Consider the following 17,324-nt stretch of genomic DNA (forward strand, 5'->3'; position numbering starts at 1 on the left):
CGCCGACTCTGTCGGTAGCGGGGCATACACTCGACCAAGCTCCCAGACATCAGAGAGGCGCACGTGGCTGACTCGTTCGTTCATCTTCACAATCACACCGAGTACTCGATGCTCGACGGCGCGGCCAAGGTCGGCGCCATGTTCGAGGAGGCCACTCGGCTCGGCATGACCGCAGTCGGTATGACCGACCACGGAAACATGTACGGCGCCAGCCAGTTCTACAACGAAGCGGTCAAGGCCGGGATCAAGCCGATTATCGGTATCGAGGCGTATATCGCGCCGGAATCCCGGTTCAACACCAAGCGTGTGTTGTGGGGCGATCGCAGCCAGAAGTCCGACGACGTCTCCGGTAGCGGCGCGTATACGCACATGACGATGGTCGCGGAAAATGCGACAGGCCTACGTAACCTCTTCAAACTGTCTTCGCTTGCGTCCATCGAGGGCCAGTTGGGCAAGTGGCCCCGTATGGACGAGGAGCTCATCGCCTCGCATGCCGAGGGCATCATTGCCACCACGGGTTGCCCGTCCGGTGAGATCCAGACGCGCCTGCGACTGGGGCATGATCGTGAAGCTCTCGAAGCGGCAGCGAAGTGGCAGGAAATCTGGGGCCCTGACAATTTCTTCCTCGAGGTGATGGACCACGGTCTCTCGATCGAGCGTCGGGTGCGTGAGGGTTTGCTCAATATCGGTCAGCAGCTCGGCATTCCGCCGCTCGCGACCAACGACTGCCACTACGTCACCAAGGACGCAGCCGAGAACCACGAGGCGCTGCTGTGCATCCAGACCGGTAAGACGCTCTCGGATCCCACGCGCTTCAAGTTCGACGGCGATGGTTACTACCTCAAGTCCGCGGCCGAGATGCGGGCTATCTGGGACAGCGAAGTTCCCGGAGCCTGCGACAACACCGTGACAATCGGTGAGCGCGTCCAGTCGTACGAGGACGTGTGGAAGTTCCACGACCGGATGCCGATCTTCCCGGTACCCGAAGGACATACGCAGCAGACGTTCCTGCGCGCCGAGGTCATGCGCGGCTTGGATCGACGTTTCCCCAGCGGCCCGCCCGAGGAGTACCTCGCGCGTGCCGACTACGAGATCGGCGTCATCAACGAGATGGGCTTTCCGGCCTACTTCCTGGTGGTCGGTGACCTCATCAACCACGCAAAAGAAGTGGGCATCCACGTCGGACCCGGTCGTGGATCCGCTGCAGGTTCGTTGGTGGCGTACGCGATGGGTATCACCAACATCGACCCGCTTCCGTACGGTCTGCTGTTCGAGCGATTCCTCAACCCCGAGCGCGTGTCGATGCCTGATATCGATATCGACTTCGACGATCGCCGTCGCGGCGAGATGGTGCGTTACGCCACCGAGAAGTGGGGCGATGACCGCGTCGCGCAGGTCATCACGTTCGGAACCATCAAGACCAAGGCTGCCATCAAGGACTCCGCTCGCGTGCAGTTCGGTAAGCCCGGTTTTGCTATTGCCGATCAGATCACCAAGGCATTGCCGCCGCCGATCATGGCCAAGGACATCTCGGTATCCGGTATCACAGATCCCAAGCACGAGCGGTACAAGGAAGCTGCCGAGGTTCGCTCACTCATCGACTCCAGCCCGGACGTCGCGAAGATCTACAAGACCGCAGTCGGTCTGGAAGGTCTGATCCGCAACGCGGGTGTCCACGCCTGTGCCGTGATCATGTCGTCCGAGCCGTTGATGGATGCGATTCCGGTGTGGAAGCGCGCGCAGGACGGTGCGATCATCACGGGCTGGGATTACCCGTCGTGTGAGGCCATCGGTCTACTCAAGATGGACTTCCTTGGTCTGCGAAACCTCACGGTCATCGGTGACACACTCGAGAACATCAAGGCCAACCGCGGTATCGACATCGACCTCGACACGTTGCCGATGGATGACCCGGCTACGTACGAACTCCTGGCGCGCGGCGACACTCTCGGCGTGTTCCAGCTCGACGGTGGCGGTATGCGTGAGCTTCTGAAACTGATGCAGCCCACCGGTTTCGGCGACATCGTGGCCGCACTGGCACTGTACCGGCCGGGTCCGATGGGTGTGGACGCCCACATCTCGTACGCCAAGCGTAAGAACGCGCTCGAAGAAGTCAGCCCCATTCACCCCGAGCTGGAAGAACCGCTCGCGGAGATCCTCTCGGAGACGTACGGCCTGATCATCTACCAGGAGCAGATTATGCAACTGGCGCAGAAGGTGGCCGGGTACACCCTGGGACAGGCCGACTTGCTGCGCCGCGCTATGGGTAAGAAGAAGCTGTCCGAACTGGAGAAGGCGTACGCCGGATTCCGTCAGGGCATGTTGGACAACAACTTCAGCGAAGCCGCCATCAAGGCACTTTGGGATACCGTTCTCCCGTTCGCCGGCTACGCGTTCAACAAGTCGCACTCCGCCGGCTATGGGCTCGTCTCGTTCTGGACCGCGTACCTCAAGGCGAACTATCCGGCCGAGTACATGGCCGGTCTACTCACCTCGGTCGGCGACGACAAGGACAAGTCCGCTGTCTATCTCGCCGACTGCCGCAAGATGGGCATCACGGTGCTGCCGCCTGACGTCAACGAGTCGCGGGTCGACTTCGCGACGGTGGGGGAGGACATCCGCTTCGGTATGGGGTCCGTCCGCAATGTGGGCGCAAATGTCGTGGCATCCATCATCAAAGCGCGCACGGAGAAGGGTAAGTTCACCGACTTCTCCGACTATCTCGGCAAGATCGACGCGATGGCATGCAACAAGAAGGTCACTGAATCCCTCATCAAGGCAGGCGGATTCGACTCTCTCGAACATCCGCGCAAGGGCTTGATGTTGGTGCACGCCGACGCTATCGATGCCGTCATGAGCACCAAGAAGGCGGAGGCCATCGGCCAGTTCGACCTGTTCGGCGGGTCCGAAGTGGACGAGTCCATCGCGTCGGTGTTCGACGTTCGCATTCCCGAAGAGGAATGGGAAACCAAACATCGCCTTGCACTCGAACGAGAGATGTTGGGGCTGTACGTTTCCGGGCACCCGCTCAACGGCGTCGAACATATCCTCAAGCAGCAGTCCGATACCTCGATTGCCGCAATCCTCGACGGTGGTGTCCAAGACGGTGCGCAGGTCACATTGGGAGGCATTATTGCGTCGGTCGATCGCCGAGTGAACAAGAACGGCCTCACCTGGTGCATCGTGCAACTTGAGGATTTGGTCGGCGGTATCGAGGTGCTGTTCTTCCCTCAGGCATACGCCGTGTACGGCATGGACATCGCGGAGGATGCAATCGTTCTGGTGAAGGCACGCGTGTCTATTCGGGATGACCGTATGTCGTTGATCGGCAACGATCTTGCGGTGCCGGATCTTTCGGCTATCGGTGTGGCACGCCCGCTCTCGGTGTCGTTGCCGTTGCGTCAGTGCACCAAGGACAAGCTGGGCGCGCTCAAGCAAATCCTGACCCGCCACCCGGGCACGTCGGACGTGCATGTCCGTTTGATCGGAAGCAACGAGATCACGATGTGGAAGGTCGACGACGTTCTGCGGGTAGAGCCGTCGTCAGCTCTGATGGGCGATCTCAAGGCGCTCCTCGGGCCTGGCTGCCTGGCGGTTTAGGGCCTCATACAACAAACGTCTCGTTCACCTGGGAAGCCAAGTGAACGAGACGTTTGTGTATGTCCTGAAAGAGCGAAGCGAGAGACTTAGCTGCGGGAGTAGAAATTTCTGCGAACCCACCACGTAACCACCGTCGCGGCGGCGGCGATGAGGACTGCCGGCTGCATGGACGTGGTGATAGCAAGGGTGGCAACAAAGACGACCAGACCGATTGCCAGCGCTTCGAGTTTGTACAGCGGCCACAGTGTGCCGGCGATGTCGACGCTGTTGTCGGTGCTCCGACGTGACACGCGGGTGTCGAAACCTGCGGTTGTCATGAGGTCACCCACCGTCTCTGTCGTCTCTGTGGTCCGTTCTGGACTTTAAGGGTATCCAGATAGCTGGTTTCGGGCAAGCGAACTTTATTGATGGGTGCATCACTGTATCGATCACCGTGCAGTGTGCGTGTTGCGGTGGCCAAGGTCAGACAGTCGGTGTTCACTTGTACCCATGCCAATTACAGGTGAATACGAACCCAGTCCCGCTACGTGGGCAGCAGATCAGGTCGAGCAGATCGAGAGCTCCGGTGGCACCGAGGGGAACGAACTCAACGGGATGGCCGTTGTCATCCTCACGACCATCGGCGCAAAGTCCGGCAAGGTGCGCAAGACGCCGTTGATGCGTGTCGAGCATGACGGGAAGTACGCCGTTGTGGCGTCCTTGGGAGGCGCGCCCAAGAACCCCGTCTGGTACTACAACGTCAAGGCAAATCCGAATGTCACGTTGCGTGATGCGACGCAGGTCTTCGACATGGTTGCGCGTGAGGTAACGGGCGACGAAAAGGCGATCTGGTGGGAGCGCGCAGTTGCGGCATTCCCCGACTACGCGAACTATCAGAAGAAGACCGACCGAGAGATTCCGGTGTTCGTGCTCGAACCCAAGTAGATCTACGGAGGCCCGATGAGTCCGAAATCTGTTGCAGATCAATTGGTTCAACAGCTCGTGGATGCCGGGGTTTCCCGGATCTACGGCATCGTGGGAGACAGTCTCAATCCTGTGGTGGACGCCGTGCGGCGCACCGGTGGCTCTACCAAGGGTGGTATCGACTGGATTCATGTTCGTCACGAGGAGGCGGCCGCGTTCGCGGCTGCGGCCGACGCCCAGATCACCGGCGAGTTGGCCGTGTGTGCGGGCTCGTGTGGACCGGGAAATCTGCACCTGATCAACGGGCTCTACGACGCACATCGCTCGGGCGCGCCGGTCCTGGCGATTGCGTCGCACATTCCGAGTGCTCAGATCGGCATGGGTTATTTCCAGGAAACCCATCCTGAGCGAATTTTTATCGAGTGTTCCAGCTATACCGAGCTGATCAGCACAGCGGCGCAGGCGCCGCGTGTTGTTCAGTCCGCAATCACGCACGCGGTCGCCCGAAGCGGCGTATCCGTGATCGTTCTCCCCGGTGATATCGCCGACTGCCCGGTGGAGGGTGAACCGCCGACGCTGGTCGCAACTCGTCGTCCGACGCTGGTGCCAGACGCGGGTGACGTGCGCGCCCTGGCAGATGTGATCAACGCGTCGCGGAAGGTGGCGATCTTTGCCGGAGCCGGCGTGCGAGGTGCCCGCGACGAAGTGCTCGCGCTGGCCGAGGCGGTCGGCGCTCCGATCGGGCACTCCCTCCGCGGTAAGGAGTGGATTCAGTACGACAATCCGTATGACGTGGGCATGACCGGGCTGCTCGGGTACGGCGCGGCGCACGACGGTATGCACGGGGCCGACTTGTTGCTGCTGATCGGCACAGACTTTCCGTATGATCAGTTTCTGCCGCACACCGTTCGTACTGCTCAGATCGATTCTGCCGCAGAGAAATTGGGGCGTCGAACCAGCCTGGATCTTGCGGTGCACGGAGATGTCGCTGCGACACTGGCAGCGTTGATACCCCAGGTGGAGCGGAAGTCGGATCGAGCGTTCCTCGACGACATGCTCGAGGTGCACAGAACATTGATGACCAAAGTTGTCGGCGCGTACACCGATCCGGTGAAACAGCGCACCCCGATTCACCCCGAGTACGCGGCATCGATTCTCGACGATCTTGCCGCCGAGGATGCGATCTTCACCGCGGACACCGGTATGTGCAACGTGTGGACGGCGCGGTATCTCACTCCCAACGGATCGCGGCGATTCCTGTCGTCGGCCCTGCACGGTTCCATGGCTAATGCGTTGCCACACGCGATGGGTGCGCAGTGGGCGAGTCCTGGGCGACAGGTTATTTCGGTCTCCGGTGACGGCGGTCTGTCGATGCTGTTGGGCGAGTTGGTGACTGTGGCGATGTACAAGTTGCCGGTCAAGATCGTGGTGTTCAACAACTCCACGCTCGGTATGGTCAAGCTCGAAATGCTGGTGGACGGCTTGCCTGATTTCGGAGTCGACGTTCCCGCTGTCGACTATGCGGGCGTCGCGGCTGCGCTGGGAATCTACTCGCGACGGATCGAGAATCCTGCTGACATCGAATCAGGTTTACGTGAGGCACTCGATCACGACGGTCCGGCGTTGGTCGATCTTGTGACGGATCCGTTGGCATTGTCGTTGCCGCCCACCATAACCGGCGGTCAGGTCAAGGGCTTCGCTCTCGCGATGTCGAAGATGGTGATGAACGGTGGCGTCGGCGAGGCCGTGCAGATGGCAAAGTCGAATCTGCGGAATGTGCCGCGTCCGTCGCAGTTCAACCCGAGAGGGTAGGTCAGCGTCCGGCTTGCCAGGATTCCGCAAGCCGCGCGACCAATTCTCCGTGTTGCTGCATCAACTCGGGTTGAAAGCGGCTGGCCGGGGCGCACAGCACCAGCGCTGCAACCGGTAGGCCGTCGGAGCGCCGCAAGGCAGCCCCGACGGCTCGTGTGCCGTCGAATCCCTCGCCGTCGTTCTGTGCCCAGCCGCGCGCTCGGACTGCCGCGAGGGCAGAGTCGGTCAGGCTGGGATCAATGCGCCGCCACGGCTCTACCTCTTCGGCGGGTAGGTGGGCGGCGATAGCGCGCAGCGCCGAACTGGTACGCGCGGGCATCTCGGTCCCCACGGTTACGGACGCTCTGAGAGTCTGTCGGCTTTCGGCGGAATCGACGATCATCAGGCGATCGCCGTCTGGCACGACGAGCATCGACATTTCCCCGGATTGGTCACGAGCTGCCTCGAGTAATGGGCGTGTACCGGTCACAAGAGTTGTGGCTGCGGACTCCCGGAAGGTGGGGAGTATCGCCGGCGAGATGCTCCACCGGCCGTCTTCGGTGCGCTCGAGCCACCGAGCGGAGTGCAGCGTGATCGCCAATCGGTGCGCGGCACTTTTGTCGATCCCAATGTCGCGAGCGAGGTCGCTGACTCCGACGGGCTGCATGCGAGCGATTGCCTCGAACAAGCGGCATGCGTTATGGACGGACTGGATTTCCTTGACGGAGGACATGAAACCACCCTAAGGTCACTATATAACACAATCGTGTTGCAGAGTAACACAGGTCGAAGAAAATGCTGCCGAGAGGGGTGCTTGTGGGTACGGACAAGCTGGGAACCGGCCTACCGTGGGTCGAAGCGATTGCGGATTCGTTCCCGCGCTATTCGTGTGAGACGTTCCATACGGTCGAGCTACCAGCGCTGAACGCAGAAAACGGCAGGCTGGTTGTCGACGACTTGGCCGATGTGCCCCCGCTGGCCTTCCGCGTAGACGGTCTGACATTTACGTGGATCGCCACGGCGGACGGCATCGAAGCGGTCGAAGGTGACGCGAATGCCGCGACGCTCGTCGAACTCGACGAGTCGACGTTCTCCGCATTTCTGCATGAACTCCTGACGGCCAGTGGGTCGGTTCGTACCGGCCGGGCAAAGGTTGTGCGGGGCACAGTGGCGAGCTGGAAACGATGGGAACCGGCAACGCGGGCATTGATAACAGGTCGACCGATCTACACCGAAGCCGTCTGGGACACGTTGATCGATCGCGACGGCACTCCGCTCGATCTGCATCGACGGTTCCCGGTGGACGGTGATCGCGACGAAATGCGCCATTTTCTCGCCACGGCGGGGTTCCTCCATGTCAAAGGGGTGTACACGCCGGAGGAGATCTCGACGCTGCGCGACGAAGTCGAATTCGTGCGGTCCAAGACAACCCCAGGGGATCCGTTTTCGTGGTGGTCCGTCAACGCGGATCGCGAAGAAGTGGTTACTCGCGTCAACTACCTCGGTCGCTATTCGCAAGTGCTGCAAGATCTTTGCTTCGAACCTCGACTGACCGAGTGGGCGCGCTTGGGAAACCCAGCTTTTCGCGTGTGTGACGACCGCCTGGACGGGCCGATGGTTTTCATCAAATCGTCCAACGTGGTCAAGGGTGACGGAGACCTCGGCTGGCACGTCGACGACGGTATCGGTGGGCATCCGGTTCTGTGTCCTCTCATCCAAGGCGGAATTCAGCTCGACTACGCAAATCCCGAGAATGGTCAACTCATGGTCTTGGCGGGATCGCATCGTTACGCCAACCATTGGCGCAAGTGGGGAGAGGAAGGAAACCTGCCGGTGACGAAGCTCGAAACAGAGCCAGGCGACCTCACACTTCACTTTGGCGACGTCATGCACAGCACCCCGCCGCCCACCGGTCGCGACGCTGGTCGGCGGGTTCTGTACTACAAGTTCTCCGAGGAGAAGACCTTCCGATGGGTGCCCTCGGGATGTCACTACAACGACGCACTGTTCCGTGCTGACGAGGACGGGACGGTTTCAGCGCGCGCGGCCACCCAACGCGCATGAGGGGGAGGTGACCGCGATGGAAACCTTGCGCTCGGACGTGCAAAAATGGCGGAGTGTCTAACTCGCCCGATGTCGTAGCTACCAAGTCCACTCTGCCCGCGCTCGATGCACGGGAAATTGACGCGGCCATCGAGCGAATTCAGAACGTTATTGCGGCTACACCCCTGCAGTACAGCGAGCGTCTGTCCGCGCTGACCGGTGCCAAGGTCTACCTCAAGCGTGAGGACCTGCAAGGTGTTCGCTCGTACAAGATCCGCGGTGCCTACAACCTCATGTCACAGCTGACGGAGGCGGAACGAGCCGCCGGTGCCGTCACGGCCAGTGCCGGAAATCATGCACAGGGTGTTGCGTACGCGTGCCGCGCAATGCAGATCCGCGGACGGATCTACGTTCCGGCTAACACTCCGAAGCAGAAGCGTGACCGAATCCGCGCTCACGGCGGTGATTCTGTCGAACTCTTCATGGTGGGTGAAACGTACGACGCTGCCGCCGCAGCTGCGGCCGAGGATGTCGCCAGGACCGGTGCCACGATGGTTCCGCCGTTCGACGATGTGCGTACCGCTGCGGGTCAGGGAACTATTGCCGCCGAAATCCTGCAGCAACTGGACGCTCCCCTCGACGCAATTGTTGTTCCGGTTGGTGGCGGTGGGTGCATCGCCGGTATTGCCACGTACCTGCACGAGCGTTCGCCGAAGACGTCGATCGTGGGTATCGAACCTTCGGGTGCGGCGTCCATGACAGCTGCTCTGGTTGCCGGTGCGCCTGTGACGCTGCCGGTGGTCGATCCGTTTGTGGACGGTGCGGCGGTCAAGCGGATCGGTGATGTTCCGTTCGAGGTCGTATCGAGGCTCGGCGCTGCCGTGGTCTCTCATGCGTCGTTGCCGTTGGTCGCCAAGCAGTTGTCCGCGATTCCCGGGACCGGATCATTTGTCGTGAACCAGATCGACGAAGGTGCCATCTGCACGGCGATGCTCGAGATCTACCAGAACGAGGGCATCATCGCCGAACCTGCGGGAGCGCTTTCCGTTGCGGCCCTTCAGAATTTGACGCTCGAACCTGGTTCCACCGTGGTGTGCTTGATCTCGGGCGGCAACAACGACGTTTCCCGTTACGGCGAGATCCTCGAGCGCTCGCTGGTGCATCTGGGTCTCAAGCACTACTTCCTGGTGGACTTCCCGCAGGAGCCAGGGGCGTTGCGTCGTTTCCTGTCCGAGGTACTCGGCCCGGACGACGACATCGCGTTGTTCGAGTACGTCAAGCGCAACAACCGTGAGACGGGTGCTGCCTTGGTCGGTATCGAACTGGGCTCGGCCGACGGTTTGGCGTCGTTGCTCGAACGGATGGAGCGGGCGCCGATGCAGTCCGAGCGACTAGAGCCGGGTAGCCCGGCTTATCGGTATCTGACATAACACTTCATGCGCCGGGTGGTCAGGGCAGTAGACGCTCGACCACCTGGCGATGGAGTTCGGGATCGGGCTGGGGGAGTCCGAGCATTGCGGCGAGGTAGAGGCCATCGCCAACGAGGCGGATGATTTCCGCTTGAACGGGATCGGAGATCTCGGCTTGCAGTCCCTGATCCCAGCTGCGCATCACGTCGGTGACGGCCTTCTGGATTTCGTCGTGCTGTCCGTCGACGGTGCGTAGTGCAGCGATGATCGATCGGAATAGTGATAGTTCTTCGTGTTCGGTCGCTTCCGGGATCTGGAGGTAGAACTCGCTTGCGGAGGTTCCGCCGGCAACAGCATCCGCAAGTTGCTGATCGGAGCGTTCGCCGAGTCTGCGAACCATGGCCGCGAGGAGAGCTTCCTTACTCGGGAAGTGGTACAGAAGCCCGCCTTTGGACACTCCTGCTTGTGCTGCGACTGCCTCGAGGGTGACCTGCGCGACCCCGTTGACCAGCAGTAACTTCTCCAGTGCGTCGAGAATGCGATCGCGTGTGCCTTCAGCCATGTGATGAAACTGTACCGGGAAATAACTTTACCGCCCAGACGGTTGACTGTTAGTGTTGTCATCACTGTACCGGCTGGACGGTTCAGTGAAATTCTGTTCAGTGAATGCGTAGTCGACTCACGGAAAGTTGCGAGAAGAGCCATGTCAGTGTCGGCAGATCACACGTCTGCAATCAATCCCGAGGACGTTCGGGCAACAAAACGTGACTGGGCAGGACTGGTGGTCCTGGCCTTTGCAGTGTTGCTCATCGCGGTGGACGGCACAGTGCTCGATCTTGCGCTCCCGTTCATCAGCGCGGACCTCGAACCGAGCAGCACACAGTTGCTGTGGATCATCGACGTCTATTCGTTCATCCTTGCCGGTCTCCTGATCACGATGGGTACACTCGGCGACCGCATCGGACGGCGAAAGCTGTTGCTGATCGGTGCTTTCGGCTTTGGTCTGGCTTCGGTCGTCGCGGCTGTTTCCACAAGTCCGGAGATGCTGATCGGTGCCCGCGTGCTGCAGGGTATTTCCGGTGCGACGCTCATGCCCGCGACGCTCGGTCTGATCCGCACCATTTTCGTCAACCCGCGCCAGCGCACCGAAGCCATCGGCATCTGGGGCGCGATGGCCGGCGGTGGTACGGCAGCCGGACCACTGATCGGTGGGTGGATGCTCGAGCATTTCTGGTGGGGCTCGGTGTTCCTGATCAACATTCCGGTCATGATCGCACTTCTCGCGCTCGGCCCGATTCTGATCCCGGAGTCCAAGGATCCCAACCCGGGTCGATTCGACCTGGTCAGCGCCGCATTGTCGATGGCCACGATGCTTCCGCTGGTTTACGCGGTCAAGGAATCCGTGGTGCACGGTATCGATCTGACGATGCTGGGAATTGCCGCGTTCGGTCTTGCCTCGGGTGTTGCGTTCGTCCGTCGTCAGCGCAGTCTGAAGGATCCGATGCTGGATCTGAAACTGTTCTCCAACCCGTCGTTCACCACGGCGGTTCTAACCAACCTGCTCTCGATCTTCGCGCTGGCCGGTGTGCTGTTCTTCGGCTCGCAGTACCTGCAGTTGGTCCTCGGAAACGGTGCGTTCGACGCAGGTCTGCTCATGCTGCCCGGCATGTTGCTCAGCGCCTTTACCGCCGTCGCCGCAGCCTGGCTGGTTCGACGTTGGACAGTGACTCAGGTGCTCAGTGCCGGTCTGATCATCGCTGGTATCGGCGCGGCGATGCTGTTGGCTCTCGGTGTCGACAGCGGACCACTGGCATTCGTCGCGGGCTTCGGTCTGGTTGGCGCAGGTGTCGGTGTTGCACTGACGCTCACCTCCGACCTGGTGGTCAGTTCTGTCGAGCCGGAGCGAGCCGGTGCAGCCTCGGCAGTGTCGGAAACTGCGTACGAGCTGGGTATCGCACTCGGTGTCGCGATCCTCGGCAGTGTGGTCATGGCGATTTTCCGTAAGGGAATCGACACGTCCATGCTCGACGCGGATCAGGCGCATGCGGCGCAGGGCACACTCGGCGGCGCCATTCAGGAAGCCGCTCACCTGCCTGGCGACGCGGGCTCGGTGCTGGTCGATTCCGCGAAGTCGGCGTTTGTCGACGGTATGCATGTGGCGACCGGTGCGACAGCGCTCGTACTGTTCATCTGTGCGGCGCTGGTTCTGCGGATGCTGCGGAGTACACCAGAGAACGCGAAGCGTTAACGCATGAAACAGCAGAACGCGAAGCGTTAGTTCTCCAGCACGACAAACGAATATCCAGGTACCACTGTTGCGGACGCGGTCTCGTCCTGTGTCGGTCGATCCCACCAGAGAATGGGGGTTCCACCGGCCGGGACGTGGGCCGCGTCCGGTCCAAGATTGCAGGCAATCTGTAAGGTGCCGCGGCGCAGCGTTATCCACCGCTTGTCCTCGTCGTAGTCGACATGAAGGTGCCCGAGCCACGGGTCGGTGAGGTCACTTCGGCTCTTGCGCAACGCAATCAGATCGCGGTAGCACGCCAGGATTCGAGTGTGTGGCAGCTCGGTAAGTTCGTCCCAGTTCAGTTTCGATCGCAGGAAGGTCTGGGGGTCTTGCGGATCCGGGATATCGTCGGTGTTCCAACCGTGGGCCGCGAACTCCGCTTTGCGTCCCTTGGCGGTGGCCTCGCCCAGTTCGGGCTCCGGATGCGAGGTGAAGAACTGGAAAGGCGTTGATGCACCCCATTCTTCGCCCATGAACAGCATCGGCGTGTAAGGGGAGAGCAACACGAGCGCGGCCTTGACGGCCAGCTGTCCTGGCGTCAGGTAGGCGCTCGGACGGTCTCCGAGTGCACGGTTTCCGATTTGATCGTGCGTGCACGTGTAGGCCAGCAGCGCACTTGCCGGCTGATGCGTGATGTCGATGGGGCGGCCGTGGACCCGTCCGCGGAATGACGAGTACGTGCCCGCGTGAAAGAAACCGAGGCGCAACGTGTTCGCGAGTGTTTCCAGTGAACCGAAATCCGCGTAATAGCCCTGACGCTCACCGGAGACTGCCGTGTGGATTGCATGGTGAATGTCGTCGTCCCACTGTGCGCTGAGGCCGAAACCTCCCGCCGCCCGCGCGGTGATCAGGGTGGCGTCGTTGAGGTCGCTTTCGGCGATCAGTGTCAGCGGCCGGCCGAGATGGGTGGACAGCGTTTCGGTACGGACGGCAAGTTCCTCGAGGATGTGGGTGCCGGTGTGATCGACCAGCGCGTGGACGGCGTCGAGGCGGAGGCCGTCGATATGGAATTCACGCATCCAGCGCAGTGCGTTCTCGATGATGTACTCGCGTACTTCACCGGACTGCGGACCACCGATATTGATGGTGCGCCCCCATGTGTTGGCTCCGTCGGTGAGGTACGGGCCAAAGCGTTCGAGATAGTTGCCCGACGGGCCGAGGTGGTTGTAGACCACGTCCAGGAGAACGCCCAGTCCGCGCTGATGTGCTGCATTCACCAAGCGCTGCAACCCATCCGGGCCGCCGTACGCCTCGTGGACGGTGTACCAGAGCACGCCGTCGTAACCCCAGTTGTGAGTTCCGTTGAAGCCGTTCACCGGCATGATCTCCAGGAACCCGATTCCCAGATTCACCAGGTGATCGAGGCGCTCGATCGCGGCGTCGAATGTCCCCTCGGGAGTGAAGGTTCCGATGTGAAGTTCGTAGACCGACGAGCCTGCGAGTTGACGCCCTGTCCAGGCGCTATCGGACCACGCAGCGTGGTCGAGGGTATGCAGTTGTGAGCGTTGGTGAACCCCGTCGGGTTGGCGCGGGGATCGCGGATCGGGAAGGGTTGCCCCTTCGACGACAAAGCCGTAGCGAGCATTCTCGGTGCAATCGACAGCGGCGCGCCACCAACCATCGGAATCCCGTGTCATCGCGTGAACTACGCCGTCGACGTCGACCTGTACTGATTCCGGAGTGGGCGCCCAGACCTCGAATGTGTGCACGGCATCAGCATGCCTGGTTTTGCCCGGTTGTGCCGCGCACTCGGATTTGACTGTGCCGCGCACTCGGATTTGACTGTGCCGCGCACTCAGACGCGACTCGGTACCGGGACCTGTTCCAACGGCACGTCGAAGTCGACGGACGTCGATTGCGCGATCACGGCAATCTGTCTGGCTTGCGAGCCTGCTCCGTCGTCGGCGAGTGCCGTGAGGATGTACCGGCCAGACGAGGGGAGCGCGATTCCGTACCGTCCGGCGTGGTCGGTGAGGGTGGAGGCCACAAATTCGCCAGTCGGTTTGGTCAGCGTGATCACGGTTCCGGAGGTCAGTAGGCCGGCAATGGTGACCTGTCCGGAGATGGTCAGTCGTTCGCCCAACATCACGGTATGTGTTGATTCCGCATTATCGAAGCGTATGACCTGCGACGTCGGAGACCATCCGTCAGCACTGGTCACCACGAGATAGCGCCCCGGTTCGGGCAATGCCAGTGAGAAGACTCCCTCGTTGTCGGCGCGACTCCAGTCCACGGGCGACCCGGCCATGTCCATGACGGTGACGACGGCTTGCTTGACCGGGCGCTTGTCGGCACGAATCACACGCCCTGCCACGACGATGTCGTTGTCGGTGGAGGGGATTTCGAAGCCTTCGGGTGTGACGGGACGCACGGCCGATTCGGGCTTGGCGCCGTAACGCGGAATGAAGGCCGCTGCGGCCAGGGCGGCGACGGCAGCAAGGGCAGCGAGCCAGAAGATGTTCTTGAACGCGTCGAGCGACGGCAGTCCGGCGCCGGGACCGGACGGGATCACCAATGCTGTGAGCATCGCGGCAACTACGGCGCTCGACATCGAAGTGCCCACGGAGCGCAGGAGCGAGTTGAGTCCGTTCGCCGACGCGGTTTCCGTGATGGGCACCGACCGCATGATCAGCATGGGCATCGCGGAGTAGGCGATGGCCGTGCCGATGCTGACGACGGCGGCACTGATCACGATCAGCGGAATAGAACCGGTGAGGAAGACGCGGGCCACATACGCTCCGGCGAGCACCACTGCGCCGACCATCAGCGTTGTCTTGGCTCCGAATCGTTTGGTGATTTTCGCGGATACCGGTGCGAAGAAGACCATGGCGAGGCCCGCTGGGATCATGCAGATTCCGGCTGCCATTACACCGAGTTCGAAGCCGTAGCCGGAGATTTTCGGCATCTGCAGTTGCTGCGTCGTCGACAGATTGTTGGCGTACATGGAGAAACCGACCATGACTGACGCGAGGTTGGTCAGCAAGACCGGGCGTTTGGCCGAGGTCCGCAGGTCGACCATGGGTTGTGTCACGCGAAGCTCGTAAGGGAACCACAGCGCCAGAACGGTGAAGCCGAGCACGAACATCAGGATTGTCGGCTCGCTGGTCCATCCCCACCGCGCTCCCTTGGAGATGGCAAGGAGGAGTGCTGCCAGGGCAACGGACAGCATGACCGCGCCCAGGAAATCGAATTTTCCGCGGGTGCGCACGCTGGATTCGGGAATGACAAGCGCCACTGCGACTATCAGCATCACGCCGACAGCAGCGGAAAGCCAGAATATCGCTTCCCATCCGAACTGTTCGAAGATCAATCCCGATAGCGGCAGGCCTAGCGCGCTGCCGATTCCGAGGGTGGCGCTCATCAGTGCCGTGGCCGATGCGACCTTGTCCTTGGGTAGCTCGTCTCGCATGATGCTGATGCCGACAGGAATCATCGAGATGGCAAATCCCTGCAATCCGCGTCCGATGAGCAGTGTCACAAACGTGCCGCCGGCAGCCGCGATCAGCGATCCGAGGACGATCATCGCCATCGAAATCAGCATCATCCGTCGTTTTCCGAACATGTCGGCCAGGCGCGAGACGATGGGTGTCGCGATCGCGCTCGTCAGGAGCGTGATCGTGACGAGCCACGACGCGTCGTCGGAACTGATTCCGAGAATTTTCGGGAAATCGGGGAGGAGCGGAATGACCATCGTCTGCTGTAGGGCGACCACAGTTCCGGAGAGGCAGAGGATTCCGGTGATGAGTCCGCTGGAACGGCGGGCGGCAGGTGCCGAGTGCAGAGCCAAGGTGGGTGCCTTCCTTGACGAGGTGAATGTACGTTCACCATAGAGTGAACCACTGTTTACCTCGCTGACGCCACGTAATCCGGTGTGGATTTTGTCACCGCGCCGCATCGGGGTTATTCGACGACGCGGTGGGGAACCCGAATTCGGAGTACTCGTCTCGAGGGAGGAATTCACATGCATGCCCAGGTAGGTGATCGTCTACATGTGCAGGGCCGAGTGGTGGGTCAGCCCGAGACGTCGGCCGAGGTGATCGAGGTGCACGGCGAGAACGGCGCTCCGCCGTATCTAGTGCGCTATGACGACGGACATGAAGTTCTGGTGTTCCCGGGCAGTGACGGTTGGATCGATCATCCGAAAACATAGATCATGACCTGCAATTATTTTATCTGCATCCGCACTGCATTCAATGCAGCTGATGGAAAGGGCCGCTAGAGTTCTTCTGTGATCGAGAAGCGGCACTATCAATCGAAGGTTCGCGGCGATGCAGCCCGGCGCACGCGTGAATTGATCCGAGATGCCGGAGCTGCGCTCTTTGTCGACAAGGGCTACGTCAGCGCGACGGCCAAGGATATCGCCGACGCCGCGGGTGTCGCCCCTCGCACTGTCTTCACCGCATTTCCCGGGGGCAAGCTCGAGATCTTCGAGGCGGCATTCAGTCATGCGCTCGAAGCGGAGTCGGGCGACGACAGTGCGCCCGTGCGCCGTGACCACTCTGATCCCGACGACGTTCGGAGGTTGGTTGCGCAGATCGTGGAACAGAGCGTCGGTCTGCTCGAACGGGCCGGTCCACTCATGATGACGGCGGTCCAGTCGTCGGGCGCCGACGCCGATATGCGTCGACTGGCCGCGGAATCTTCGGAACAGTCCTTTGCCAATGCCACGTCGATCGCGGAAGGTCTTTCCGAACACGGACTGTTGCGCAATGACATTTCGGTGGACAAGGCGTCGGGCGTTCTCGCTGCCCTGGTCTCGCCGCACGTGCACCAGCAACTGCGGTCGATCGGAGGCTGGAATGTCAACGATTACCGCGAGTGGCTCGAATTCGCGATTCGGACGAACCTAATGTACTAATCGGTCTGTTTTAGCTAGCATGGCGGGAGTTTTTCGAATCTGGGAGGAAATCCAGCGTGCCTTACGCCTTGTTCGGACTCATCACGATGCTGTTGTGGATTTTCTGCATCGTGGACGCCATCACTCGCGACGACGCGTACATCCAGCACCTACCCAAGGTGGTCTGGATTCTGGTGATCATCTTCCTGCCGACGCTCGGGTCGGTGCTGTGGCTGATCGTCGGGCGCGGACATAACGCACCGGCGGGGTACGTCGGATCTACCGGGTACGGCGAATACGAGCGTCCCGGGCGGGCAGTTGCTGCCGATCCGGCCGCGGACGAGGAATTCCTCCGACAGTGCCGTGCCCGCGCCGAGGAGCAGCGACGAATCGCGAAGCAGCAGCGTGACGGCGACGCCGGCCGGATATGAGCTACCGATAGCGCGCTCGTCTC

At 61.3% G+C, this 17,324-nt stretch carries 14 protein-coding genes; 9 read left to right on the forward strand and 5 right to left on the reverse strand.

Annotation, left to right across the window (positions count from 1 at the left end; genetic code table 11):
* Nucleotides 1-63: 63 nt before the first annotated feature.
* Entirely contained in the window at nt 64-3,600 is a 3,537-nt protein-coding gene (gene dnaE / locus FEZ60_RS11595) for a DNA polymerase III subunit alpha (protein ID WP_033230986.1), read from the forward strand.
* Between the two features lie 86 nt (nt 3,601-3,686).
* On the opposite strand, the gene FEZ60_RS11600 is transcribed toward dnaE, so the two are convergent.
* Nucleotides 3,687-3,917: a hypothetical protein gene (locus FEZ60_RS11600; protein WP_033230985.1), complete on the reverse strand. Its 231-nt coding sequence runs from the start codon at nt 3,915-3,917 to the stop codon at nt 3,687-3,689.
* A 172-nt stretch (nt 3,918-4,089) separates the two neighbouring features.
* Between FEZ60_RS11600 and FEZ60_RS11605 the strand changes: the two genes are divergently transcribed.
* Both FEZ60_RS11605 and FEZ60_RS11610 read left to right on the forward strand, forming a co-directional pair.
* Complete coding sequence (locus FEZ60_RS11605; RefSeq protein ID WP_033230984.1) at nt 4,090-4,524, forward strand: nitroreductase family deazaflavin-dependent oxidoreductase; 435 nt, start codon at nt 4,090-4,092, stop codon at nt 4,522-4,524.
* Nucleotides 4,525-4,539: 15 nt separating this feature from the next.
* Complete coding sequence (locus FEZ60_RS11610; protein ID WP_045070276.1) at nt 4,540-6,315, forward strand: pyruvate dehydrogenase; 1,776 nt, start codon at nt 4,540-4,542, stop codon at nt 6,313-6,315.
* Between the two features lies 1 nt (nt 6,316).
* Here the strand turns inward: FEZ60_RS11610 and FEZ60_RS11615 are convergent, their stop codons facing one another.
* Entirely contained in the window at nt 6,317-7,027 is a 711-nt protein-coding gene (locus tag FEZ60_RS11615; RefSeq protein WP_045070273.1) for an IclR family transcriptional regulator, read from the reverse strand.
* An 83-nt stretch (nt 7,028-7,110) separates the two neighbouring features.
* On the opposite strand from FEZ60_RS11615, the gene FEZ60_RS11620 reads away from it, so the two are divergent.
* The gene (locus FEZ60_RS11620) at nt 7,111-8,358 is read left to right on the forward strand and encodes a phytanoyl-CoA dioxygenase family protein (RefSeq protein ID WP_172936133.1); all 1,248 of its coding nucleotides are present in this window, start codon (nt 7,111-7,113) and stop codon (nt 8,356-8,358) included.
* 53 nt (nt 8,359-8,411) lie between these two features.
* Nucleotides 8,412-9,767, forward strand: a complete 1,356-nt coding sequence (gene ilvA / locus FEZ60_RS11625) for a threonine ammonia-lyase IlvA (RefSeq protein WP_172936134.1) — start codon at nt 8,412-8,414, stop codon at nt 9,765-9,767.
* Between the two features lie 19 nt (nt 9,768-9,786).
* On the opposite strand, the gene FEZ60_RS11630 is transcribed toward ilvA, so the two are convergent.
* Nucleotides 9,787-10,308: a TetR/AcrR family transcriptional regulator gene (locus FEZ60_RS11630; protein ID WP_033230979.1), complete on the reverse strand. Its 522-nt coding sequence runs from the start codon at nt 10,306-10,308 to the stop codon at nt 9,787-9,789.
* A gap of 141 nt (nt 10,309-10,449) precedes the next feature.
* Between FEZ60_RS11630 and FEZ60_RS11635 the strand changes: the two genes are divergently transcribed.
* Entirely contained in the window at nt 10,450-11,994 is a 1,545-nt protein-coding gene (locus tag FEZ60_RS11635) for an MFS transporter (protein ID WP_172936135.1), read from the forward strand.
* 26 nt (nt 11,995-12,020) lie between these two features.
* Here the strand turns inward: FEZ60_RS11635 and treZ are convergent, their stop codons facing one another.
* Nucleotides 12,021-13,742, reverse strand: coding sequence for a malto-oligosyltrehalose trehalohydrolase (gene treZ / locus FEZ60_RS11640; RefSeq protein WP_033231435.1), 1,722 nt, complete (start codon nt 13,740-13,742; stop codon nt 12,021-12,023).
* Nucleotides 13,743-13,828: 86 nt separating this feature from the next.
* On the reverse strand, nt 13,829-15,820 hold the full coding sequence (locus tag FEZ60_RS11645; RefSeq protein ID WP_033231434.1) for an MFS transporter: 1,992 nt from the start codon (nt 15,818-15,820) through the stop codon (nt 13,829-13,831).
* A 174-nt stretch (nt 15,821-15,994) separates the two neighbouring features.
* On the opposite strand from FEZ60_RS11645, the gene FEZ60_RS11650 reads away from it, so the two are divergent.
* From FEZ60_RS11650 to FEZ60_RS11660, 3 genes are all read left to right on the forward strand, one after another.
* The gene (locus FEZ60_RS11650; RefSeq protein WP_141484451.1) at nt 15,995-16,183 is read left to right on the forward strand and encodes a DUF1918 domain-containing protein; all 189 of its coding nucleotides are present in this window, start codon (nt 15,995-15,997) and stop codon (nt 16,181-16,183) included.
* Nucleotides 16,184-16,261: 78 nt separating this feature from the next.
* A complete protein-coding gene (locus FEZ60_RS11655; protein ID WP_033230976.1) occupies nt 16,262-16,891 on the forward strand; it encodes a TetR/AcrR family transcriptional regulator in 630 nt (209 codons plus the stop codon).
* A 56-nt stretch (nt 16,892-16,947) separates the two neighbouring features.
* On the forward strand, nt 16,948-17,301 hold the full coding sequence (locus tag FEZ60_RS11660; protein ID WP_141484450.1) for a PLD nuclease N-terminal domain-containing protein: 354 nt from the start codon (nt 16,948-16,950) through the stop codon (nt 17,299-17,301).
* The last annotated feature ends 23 nt before the right edge of the window (nt 17,302-17,324 follow it).

This window comes from Rhodococcus sp. MS16 (assembly GCF_013277795.1).
GTDB classification, from domain to species: Bacteria; Actinomycetota; Actinomycetes; order Mycobacteriales; family Mycobacteriaceae; genus Rhodococcus_F; species Rhodococcus_F globerula.

Bases quoted from the DNA above. Each gene is read 5' to 3' on its own strand.
- FEZ60_RS11600 (WP_033230985.1), bottom strand. From the start codon at position 3,917: ATGACAACCGCAGGTTTCGACACCCGCGTGTCACGTCGGAGCACCGAC.
- FEZ60_RS11605 (WP_033230984.1), top strand. From the start codon at position 4,090: ATGCCAATTACAGGTGAATACGAACCCAGTCCCGCTACGTGGGCAGCA.
- FEZ60_RS11610 (WP_045070276.1), top strand. From the start codon at position 4,540: ATGAGTCCGAAATCTGTTGCAGATCAATTGGTTCAACAGCTCGTGGAT.
- FEZ60_RS11615 (WP_045070273.1), bottom strand. From the start codon at position 7,027: ATGTCCTCCGTCAAGGAAATCCAGTCCGTCCATAACGCATGCCGCTTG.
- FEZ60_RS11630 (WP_033230979.1), bottom strand. From the start codon at position 10,308: ATGGCTGAAGGCACACGCGATCGCATTCTCGACGCACTGGAGAAGTTA.
- FEZ60_RS11635 (WP_172936135.1), top strand. From the start codon at position 10,450: ATGTCAGTGTCGGCAGATCACACGTCTGCAATCAATCCCGAGGACGTT.
- FEZ60_RS11650 (WP_141484451.1), top strand. From the start codon at position 15,995: ATGCATGCCCAGGTAGGTGATCGTCTACATGTGCAGGGCCGAGTGGTG.